This window comes from Candidatus Hydrogenedentota bacterium, assembly GCA_035416745.1.
Classification (GTDB): domain Bacteria; phylum Hydrogenedentota; class Hydrogenedentia; order Hydrogenedentales; family SLHB01; genus UBA2224.
Genome location: DAOLNV010000051.1, coordinates 26,268 through 35,573, shown reverse-complemented (window position 1 = coordinate 35,573; position 9,306 = coordinate 26,268). Strand labels below are relative to the sequence as shown.

Here is a 9,306-nt window from a genome sequence, read left to right as displayed (position 1 = left end):
CCAATCCCAGCCGGCTCGCCGCATAGCCGAGCTCGCGCAGGTGGTCGCCGTAGACCATAAGCCAATGCGAATCGCGAACCTCGTCGAGGAGCCGTTTCCAGTTGCCCTCAAGCCGGACATCCTGCTGTGAACGGCAAATCTCCAGGAAGGGGTTGTCAATAACCTCTCCCCGGCACCCCACCCAGCGGCCCACGGCATATTCGGGATTGATGAAGCTCACTTTGGCGCCCAGCGGCATCTCGACCTTCGGCGCGGCCCCGTAATCCGATTCGTAATGGGTGACGATGCGCGCGGGCTCATAACGCGCGCCGTCCATACGGCGCGGGCCCGTGCAATGCGCGCAGGTTACGACCCCGTTGTGCGGAAACGTCGAGTTATGCATGAAGACCGGCCCGCCACATAACTGATAGAGCAAGACCGCCGGCGGCACCACGACAAAATCCGATTCGCACAAAGCCAGCGTCCCTTCATCGTTCATGAGACTCAGCGAGAGGCATGCCGTCGTTTTCGACATGGGTATGATGGTGCTCATGCAGCCGTTGATGGTGAACGCAGAGGCCTTGTTCTCGGCCATCAGTTCCTTGAACAGCCCATACAACACGAACGCGTTGACCACGAACTCGCGGCCGGTTTCGAGCGACGTGCCGGGCATCGCGAGGTACCGGTCCGTCCACGTCTCCGCGCACCGCATCGTTTCCGGGTCCGCCAGCGCGGCAGAAATCCGGGGCGCGAAATCGTCATAGCGCACCTCGACAAGCTCCATGCCATACCGGTCGCGGGCTTCTTGAGGCGCATTCGGAGCGTACTTGCCCTGCGCGCCCCCGAGCGCCACCACACGGGCGGCCAGGGTGTTGTGGACCGCGTGCAGGACCCGCAGACGCCACGACAGCTCGCCCAGCTCGTCGACCACGACATCATGAACCGACACGTCCGGCGTCGGCCCTTCCCGGGAGGCTTCATAATCCGGCCGGCCGGAGCGCAGATACCGCACGCTCAGCGCCTCGTACCAGTAATACAGCGGGCCCGAACGATGCCGCACGAAGATCAATGGGTTGGGCAGGTCCATGCCAGCCTGAAGCAGGCTGCCGCCGCCGGAGGCGGGATACAGAATGGCCGCGTCAAACGCCGCACGGTCGAGCTTCGCAAGCTCGTCGGCAGACGTGACCCGAACCACCGGCAGCACCTGCATCGCGAAACCCGCATCCTGCGCGAGCCCCGCGAGCTCCTTCTCGATTCGCCCCGCCTCTTCCTCAGCCGCTGCGTGAGACTGCACACCACCCCAGGACTTGTAGGAGGTCTGCGGACGCGGCTCGGCAACGCGGTACATCAAGACGGGCTGCACACGCAGCGGCCGCGCCGGCACGGCATACGGTCTATCGGGGTCCCAGAAATCCCCCGGCCACGAGGCTTGCGCGCCTTCAGCGCGCGGCGCCATGGCCGCCAGACCGGTCACTGCCGCCATGGCCGCGCCCGCGCCGAGAAACGTTCTCCGATTCATGTTCGCGCCACAACATTTGCACATGCTGCAATCCTCCCGGATGCCCCTGAAGTTCAACGCGCCAAGACATTCCAACAACCAGTTTACCGCTAAACCCCGCGGAGTCCAATGGCGAAGCGATTTTGCCGGGTAACCTCTCCGCGGGGCGGAGCCGCCAGAATATTCCACATCCCGCCCGTAACATGGAAAACGCCCTGCGCTCAAGCGGCGGGAAGCAACCAGTTCGATTCGCCGGCTGGATGCCCGTCACTTGTCCGAAGGAATTTGGAGCGTCTCTGGCGCCCGCCACACGACCCGCTTGTCCGCAGCCTCAAATATGGCTATCCCCGTCTTGTTCTCGCCGCCTATCAACGAGAGACTTGCGCCTGCATCGCTCGCGCCCAACGCCACGCGCGGCTCGCCGTTCTTGTCTTCCATCACGAACAGCGGCACCCCCTCCTCCATGCCGAGCCAGGCCCGGGTCCTGCCTTCTTTATCAACCACCTTCAAGACCCGGACCTCGAGAGTATCCAGTTTTTGTGCGTCATGGTCGACCGCGGCATGCACCGCGCCCGGCAACTTGGCCGAGACCATTCCGCCGAGGAACGCCGCGGTTAAGACAAGTACAAACTGCAGCTTTTTCATGGTCCCTCCTTACGCATGACAACGCTCATACGGTTTCCTTACAAGACGCGGCGCACCGTGCGCTCGACCCGCCAAAGGTCACCCTCGACCGCGACCGTAACGTCCGGAGGTTCGCGGTAATGGTCCACCCCGCCGTACGTGTCGTACTGGATATCGCCCGAAATTTCCACGGCAGCCTCGCCGCTGGCAAATTCGACGGCGACCGATGCCACAGCGTTTGAACTGACACGAAGCGAGCCGGCCGGCGTCGAAACCGCCGCGCGGGTTCCCCCCGCAAACATCAGTCCTCCGGAAGGCCGATAGACTGCAAAGACCCCATCGGTTGTGATGCTCACGCCGTCGGGAAACTGCGCTTCTCCCCCGAATACGAAGTAATACACATTCGATAAGGTCTGGATTCTCACGGATTTCGGCCCGCTTCCCGGCGATACGGAGGTCAGGTTTGGCGCCTCCTTCCAGGCATCCCACACGGCCACAAATGGCGCATCACTCTTCCGCCGGGCACATAGCGTCTGGCACGGCGGATCCTTCTCCGTGATCAAAGCGTTGTCCGTCGGATAGGTTTCGAGCGCAAAGACCTCGGTTCCTTCGGCGGGCAACATGGCGAGCCGGGACGTCACGCCGTCCACGCTCCAGCGGGCATCCCACAGCGTATCGCCCGCCCCCTGGCGGATATTGGCCGTGCCGTTGTAGAGCCAGTCCCTGGGCTCGAACTGCCCCCCCGCCATCTCGGCCGAGAATACGGGAGCAGGCCCCGCGTGATGGACCATCCAGTCGTGGGTAATCCCTCCCTGCACGTCGAAGCAATCCACGATCACGTCTTCCACGATAGCCACCGCCCGCCGGTACACGCTGCATTGCGCATACAGGCGGTCTCCGTGGAGCTGGGCGAATTTCGCCGTTTGCGCCGGGAAAAAATGCGCCACGACAGGCGTCTGCTCGGGCGTAAGAGCATGGCCCATTACCGAGGAGGTCATGTCAACGGTGACGGTGTTGTGCGACGGCGTCAGCCGCCCGAGAACCCTCGTCGTGCTCTCGTTGTATGGCGTAGCCTTTTCGAGCGCGAGCAGCTCTCCCTGCGAATAGGTCACCAGCGTAAGCCGGTCGGCATGTTGATGGCCGCCGCCCTGGATCAAAGCATTCAGACCTGCCCACACGCGGTTCCCCTGCCATTCGTTGCGAAGCGATACCCACCCGCTCGACAGGAACGAACTCGTGAACGGCGTATCGTGTTGAACGATCTGCGGCGCGCCGTAGAGCAGCGCGTCCCAACTGCGCTGCTTCTCGCGCAGCCTCGCATAGTCGCCCACCGCGAGCACGTTGAAAAACCGGTATCCCACCTCGGCGGTAGTGTAATAATCCGCCATATCCGACCGCGAGATGGTCGAATCTCCGACCACCGGCATGGTGCGGTCCGGCATCGCCATCGACACGAACCACTCGAGCGCGTTCTTGATGACTCTGCCCCCGGGGCTGTCCGGCTGCGTGAGGTCGTACCGGTCCGGCGGAAACCGCTCAGGATCCATGCGCGACAGGTTCCGCGTTAACACCGCCATTTCGCAAAACGAGTGCATCGGGTACAGGTGATACCCCGAACACAGCTCCCAGAACGCGCCGTCGGGCTTGAAATGCGTCTCAATGATGCGCCGGATGCTCACGTGCTCCGGCTGCGTCTCGGGCGCGTAGGGACCGTACCCGAAACTCCAGTCGATAAGGTCTTCGCGTTCCAGGCACAGCGCGGTCTGCAGCACGGTCCGGTACCACTGGTAGATGTTGTTGTGGTTATACCGGTAGACCGGCTCGAGCATGATATCGTCCAGCATGCGCTTCAAAGCCACTGTCTCGAACCGCGCACGCTGCTCGGGCGTCATGGCGTCCCGCAAGAGCTCGTAGGCGCAGGCCAGGTCGTTCAAGACCTTGTTGTCTCCCTCGCGATGATAGGTCAGAATCCGAGAATGCTGGGGTTCGTCGGCAACGTCCGTTTTCAGGCCCTCGATGGTCTGCGCATAGAGCATCAGGATCTCGACGCCGCGCCCGGAATACCGCGGTCCGTCCGGCTCAAGCCGCCCCAACAGGCCCAGGGTTGCCGCCACCGCGCCCGCCTGCTCGTAAAACAGACATTCCCAGCCGTCCCGCATGGTCCCGTTGTACCGGTCCTCTTTCGCATAAATGCCCGCATCGGTGTCCGCGGGATAGGTCTTGCCGCACGAGGGGCACGTGTACGTGTCCGGCTCGAACGGGTCAAACGTGAGCCGGTGGCGGTCGTCCGGACACGAGAAGTTGTGGTAGACGTTGCCGCACGTTTTCGGAAAGACACGCGCCAGTTCCTCGGACGGGATATCGAGCCACCGCTGAAGCGTCTCTTTGCGCGACGCCACCATCCCGGCGGCCCAGTCCATGGTCTGGATGCGCTCCCGCACCTCCGACACGGTCTCGGCCGTGACGATCCCGGCGGGATGTTCCCAGTGCACCTGGCCGGAACAGACCAATACTGCCGCCAGCAACGAAATGCTTGTCATATACGCTTCTCCCGCCCGGTTCCGTCTGTTACGCGCCTCTTACCCCAAGCCTCTACGCAAACTGGAGGAGCGGTTACGCCAGAACATCCAGCCGTTCGAGCGCCACTTCGCACGGCATAGGTCTGCCCGCGGCAAATGCCTCGATTTGCTCGACAACCGACTCCCCTTGCCGCCGGATGTTCTGTTTCACCGCTCCCGCGATATGAGGCGTGAGTATGCAGTTCGGAAGCCTGTACAACGGGCTTCCCGTTTCCGGCGGCTCGGGGTCCGTCACGTCCAGGCACGCCAGAAGGCGTCCCTTCTCGAGTTCCGCGACCAGCGCCGCCTCGTCGACCACCGCGCCCCGCGAGGTGTTGATGAATACCGCCTTATCCCGCAGCAGCGCCAGCATCTCCGCGTTGATCATGTGGTGCGTCGCGGGAATATTGGGCGCGCACAGCTGCACCACGTCCGAGCGCCGCATGAGTTCCTCGAGCGGCACCCTCTCCACGCCGAGCCGCTGCGCCTCCTCCTCGCTCACAAACGGGTCATAAAGCAGAATGCTCTCAAGAGAAAGCGTTTTGCAGAGGCGGATCAGTTCGCGCCCCACGTTGCTCGCCGCAACGATGCCCACCGTGGCGCCATACGGCTCGCAAATCCAATCGATTACCGCTTCACGCTCCCATTCGCCCCGGTTCGTCGCCGCGACACAGGCCCAAACCGCTTTCATCGACATCAGCATCAGCCCGAACGCGTATTCCGCGACGCCCACCGCCAGTGCGGGGGCCGCCGAAGTCACCCGGATGCCCCGCGCGGCAAATGTCTCCGATACCAGATGCTTGATGGACCCCGCCGAATGGCACATCAGCTGCAATCCGGGGGCGGCATCGAGCATGGCGTCGCTAATGGCGTGACTTCCCCACCCCGTGATGATGATTTCCGCGCCCCCCATGGCCGATTGCTGCCAGTCCGGCGTGATTTCATCGCGGTCGGCAGGAACCAGCGCTACAAGCTCGCCGAGACGAGCCAAGTGCTGTTCTGAAAACACCTTATGCTGCATCTCGCGCGTAAGCAGCACCACGGTTCGCGGCTTCGGCATGCTATCCTCCTTCCCCCGACAAGACCGATGACCTAGGGTAACGCCGGCACCGGTCATTTGCAAGGCGGAGTGTCTGCACGATACTCTAGGCATTCGAGACGGCGCAAAGGGCCTCCATCAAACCCTTTTCGCACACTCGTGCGGCTGCAAACAAAGGAGAACTCATGAAACGGCAGTTCGTAGAAGCCCTCCAGGAGGGCGACCGTATCAACGACTACTTCCTCGCTGTCCGGAAAGATATCCGAGACCAGCGCAACGGCGGCAAGTTCCTCGGCATGGTGTTCAAGGACAAGACCGGCGAAATCGGCGGCATTCTCTGGAACAACGCCGTCGCGGTTGCCAAATTGTTCGAGGTGGGCGACGTGGTCAATGTGCAGGGCTCGGTTACCAGTTACCAGGGCCGTCTACAGATCAGGGTCGACCAAGTACTTCCCCTGCGCGACGGAGAATACGACCTGAGCGATTTGTCGTACGTGCCGGAAGCGCTCGACAAGACCGTGGCGGAATTCACCGCCGTCATGCGGACCGTGAAAGACGAGTGGCTGGCCAAGCTCGTCGAGGCTTTTCTCGGCGACGAAGCCTTCATGGCCGCTTTTTCGGAAGCCGCCGCGGGCAAGAAGTGGCATCACGCCTACACCGGCGGCCTGGCACAGCATTGTCTTGAATTGGCCCGGCTGGCGAATGCCCTGTGCGCAGTGTTTCCCAACATCGACCGGGATGTGCTCCTGACGGGAATCCTGGTCCATGACGTGGGCAAGATTGCGGAAATGTCGCACGGCATGTACGTCGATTACACCACGCCGGGCAAGTTGCTCGGGCACCTGGTGATCGGCGCGGATATGGTTCAGGAGCGCATCCGCGCTATCGAGGGTTTCCCAGAATCCTTACGGCTGCAGGTGCTTCACTGCGTGCTCTCCCACCATGGCGAGCTGGTAAACGGCTCGCCGGTGGTACCCAAGACCGTTGAGGCCATGGCGTTGCACCATCTCGATAACCTCGATGCCCAGATCGATGCATTCAGCCGGATCGTCGAGGAAGCCAAAGGCCGGGGACAGGACTGGTCGGAATACATCGGGCTTATCGAACGGCCCATCTGGACAAAAGAGGGCGAATAGCCTCGCCGGCCCGCCGGGCAATTAAGCCATTTTAATCACGGTTGGATACAAGTTGTGGGGACATTGTCTTTCAGGGGAGTACTTGCCGTGTCTCGCTCATCCGGAATCAAACGACGTTCGCCCATCAAATCATCCACCATCGCGACGGTTATCTGTCTCGCGGCCCTGTGTGCCGCAGTAACAGCAGCGGTTTCGGGGTGTTCCAGACCATCTCCCGAAGAACACGCTGCGCAGGGAGAACCTACGCCGTCACATGCTGCGTCCGAACAAGGGCCGCCCGCGCGGCCCGCAATACCCTCGGAACGTGTTACGACGGTGTCGGAAATCGAGCCGATGGTCCGGCCCTCTGATGAAGAACGCGCGGCCCTGCGCGCCCCGGCGCAAAAGGCCCTTGAAGAGGCCCGCACGGTGGGGGCCGGCGAGCGCGCACCGGAGCCGTTCGCCCGGGGGCAAGAAGCCCTCGACGCGGCCGAGAAGCTGTTGTCCGAGGGCAAGACCGAGGAAGCCCGCGCGGAATTCGGCAAGGCTGAGTCGCTCTTTGTGGAAGCAAGGTTGGCCGCGCAGCAAGCCCTCGCGGAAAACAAGGAGCCCCTGCTCGAGAGCGCCCAGTCCGAGGAGGCGCCGGCCGCGGAACCTCCAACCACGGAAGCGCTCGCGCCAACGCCTGCCGAACAGGCCGCGACAACCGGAACAGAGGCTCCCGCCGCGGCCGCCCCTCCGGCCCCGCCCGTGGTGGCAGTGGTCGAGCCGACCGAGACCGTGAGTGAAGCCCCGCCTCCAGAAGAAACGCCGCCAGCCGCCACCCCGGTTCCCGAGGAACCTCAGGGCAGCCCCCGGGAAGATGTGCTGCAGGCAAAGCTGCGCGCGGAAGCTGCGCGCGACCAGGCGACAACCAGGCGCACGCTGCAGGTCGCGCAGACCACCCTCGAGGCCGCCAGTAAGCACATGGCCGACGCTGCCGAGATGGAAGTCTCCGCCCCCGACGATGCCAAGGCCTCCTACGAACTCGCGGCGGAGCTCTACGGCGAGGCTGCCAAAAAGACAGAGGCAATGACAGAGGCCGAAGAGGCTGCCGCAAAAGCAAAGGCAGCGGCCTTGGAAATCCGGAACCAGGTCACGCAAGAGGTACGTACCCTCGCCCAGAAAGAGGCCGTCGCGGGCGACACGGCATGGAACGCCGCCGAAGACGCGGACGACGCCCCCGAGCAGGCCAAGGCGCTGTATGAACTGGCCCAGGAAGAGTACGCCAAGGCTCTGCGCGTGGCCGCCCAACGCGCTTCCGAGCCCGAGAAGACTTCCGCCAAAGCGCAAGAGCGCCTTGCGGCGGCCCAAGCCCGCGCCCAGGAGGCGCAAAGCCGGATCACGGACGAGATTCGGCAGTATGCTCAACAGCAAGCCGCCGAAGCAGACGCGCTGTTCGACCTCGCCACGCAATCCGCGCAGCACGACCCAGCGAAAGCAGCCGAGTTGTTCGAGCAGGCCCGCGGCAAATACGACGACGCAGCCGCCGCGGCACAGAGCGCTAAACGGCAGGAATTCGTGGCAAAACTCCGCGAAAAGGGAGTTGTCGTGTCGCCCGATGGCGCCGGCGGCTATGCAACCATCGGAGCGGCAATCGGGGCCGTCGCACCTGATACCCCCATTTTTATCAAGCCGGGGGTATACAAGGAGGCCGTCGTTATCGATAAACCGGTTGCGCTCATCGGCGACGGCGCAGTAAGCGAGATTCGCATCGAAAGCACCAACGCCGATTGCATCACTATCGAGACCAGCCAGGCCGTAGTGCACGGTCTGACCCTCCGCAGTTCCTCGAGCTTCGACAACCGGGGCGTCTACACCGTCTATTGCGCTCAGGGACGTCTCCTCATCGAGTACTGCGATATCGCCACCGATTCGCTGTCCGCTGTCGCCGTCAATGGCGCGAGCACGGTCCCCACCATTCGCGGCTGCAACATCCACGACAGCACGCAGGCAGGCATCTTCTTCTACGGCGGAGCACAAGGCATCGTCGAGAATTGCGAGATCGCGGGCAACGGTCTCGCGGGCATACAGATTAAATCCGGCGCCAATCCGACGGTGCGCCAATGCAAGATCCGGCAAAGCAAGGGCAGCGGCATTTTCGTTAACGAAGGCGGCGCCGGCATCATCGAGTCGTGCGACATCTCGCAGAACGCCCTTGCGGGCATCTCTATCGCCACCGCAGGCAACCCCACCGTGCGAGGCTGCACCATCGCGAAAAACCGCCGCTATGGCGTGCGCGCATACGAAGCCGGCCGCGGCACGGTCAAGGACTGCGCGTTCTCGGGCAATCAGCCCGAGGACTGGTTCATTGGCGAAGACTGCGAGGTCACCCGCATCAACAACAAGGAATGATTCCCGCGCCATGAACCTCGAATGGCCGCAGCCGTCCGGCTCGTTGCCTGCGACGGCTTCGTTGTCTGGCCGCCAATGCGCATGGGAACGCCGTTCCCG

6 protein-coding genes are annotated in these 9,306 nt (G+C 63.1%); 2 read left to right on the top strand and 4 right to left on the bottom strand.

What is annotated here, in order from left to right; all coding sequences use genetic code 11:
* The 4 genes from PLJ71_14910 to PLJ71_14895 form a co-directional block, all read right to left on the bottom strand.
* Positions 1-1,498 (bottom strand): sugar isomerase (locus PLJ71_14910; protein ID HQM49977.1); only part of this gene is annotated, 1,498 nt, incomplete at its 3' end.
* A gap of 246 nt (positions 1,499-1,744) precedes the next feature.
* Positions 1,745-2,122: a hypothetical protein gene (locus tag PLJ71_14905; protein HQM49976.1), complete on the bottom strand. Its 378-nt coding sequence runs from the start codon at positions 2,120-2,122 to the stop codon at positions 1,745-1,747.
* Positions 2,123-2,160: 38 nt separating this feature from the next.
* Positions 2,161-4,641, bottom strand: coding sequence for a heparinase II/III family protein (locus tag PLJ71_14900; GenBank protein HQM49975.1), 2,481 nt, complete (start codon positions 4,639-4,641; stop codon positions 2,161-2,163).
* 73 nt (positions 4,642-4,714) lie between these two features.
* Positions 4,715-5,719, bottom strand: a complete 1,005-nt coding sequence (locus PLJ71_14895; protein ID HQM49974.1) for a hydroxyacid dehydrogenase — start codon at positions 5,717-5,719, stop codon at positions 4,715-4,717.
* A 164-nt stretch (positions 5,720-5,883) separates the two neighbouring features.
* On the opposite strand from PLJ71_14895, the gene PLJ71_14890 reads away from it, so the two are divergent.
* Both PLJ71_14890 and PLJ71_14885 read left to right on the top strand, forming a co-directional pair.
* Entirely contained in the window at positions 5,884-6,834 is a 951-nt protein-coding gene (locus PLJ71_14890; protein HQM49973.1) for an OB-fold nucleic acid binding domain-containing protein, read from the top strand.
* Between the two features lie 87 nt (positions 6,835-6,921).
* Complete coding sequence (locus PLJ71_14885; protein ID HQM49972.1) at positions 6,922-9,207, top strand: pectinesterase family protein; 2,286 nt, start codon at positions 6,922-6,924, stop codon at positions 9,205-9,207.
* The last annotated feature ends 99 nt before the right edge of the window (positions 9,208-9,306 follow it).